Origin of the sequence: Novosphingobium sp. 18050, assembly GCF_902706195.1 — a bacterium.
In the GTDB taxonomy this organism is placed as follows: domain Bacteria; phylum Pseudomonadota; class Alphaproteobacteria; order Sphingomonadales; family Sphingomonadaceae; genus Novosphingobium.
In genome coordinates this window covers 1-431 of sequence record NZ_CACSJO010000098.1, presented here as the reverse complement: position 1 = coordinate 431, position 431 = coordinate 1, and the positions used below count along the sequence as shown (strand labels likewise).

Genomic DNA, 431 nt, shown 5'->3' with positions numbered 1-431 from the left:
CTTCAACGAGGGCCACATCGAAGCCCCGGACCACGTCACCGACCGCACCGTGCACCTGCTCGCACCCACGCCGGGCACGGGCGAGATGACCGTCGCGATTTCCAAGGACCTGCTCGAAGCCGGTGAGACCCCGCCGCAGTTCCTGCAGCGCCAACTGGGCGATCTGTCGCGGCAGGTGGCCAAATTCAGCCGCGGCGAGGTGCAGCCGGCCACGCTCGGTGCGCCGGAGCAGAAGATCGGCGGATCGAAGTTCACCGTGAGCTACAAGCAGCAGGGCCGCATGGTGCACCACGTGCAGTCGCTGTTCCTGCTGCCCGACGGCCGCACCGTGCTCAACCTCACCTTCTCGCTGCCCGTGCCCTTCACCGACGAGCACCACCGGCAGGTCGACGGCGTGCTGGCCAGCTTCGTGCTGCGCGCATGAGCGGCAC

1 protein-coding gene is annotated in these 431 nt (G+C 68.4%); it reads left to right on the top strand.

Going from position 1 to position 431, the window contains the following annotated elements; genetic code table 11:
- The coding region (locus tag GVL61_RS24555) for a DUF1795 domain-containing protein (RefSeq protein WP_159983882.1) at positions 1–424 on the top strand (424 nt) is incomplete at its 5' end.
- Positions 425–431: the final 7 nt, after the last annotated feature.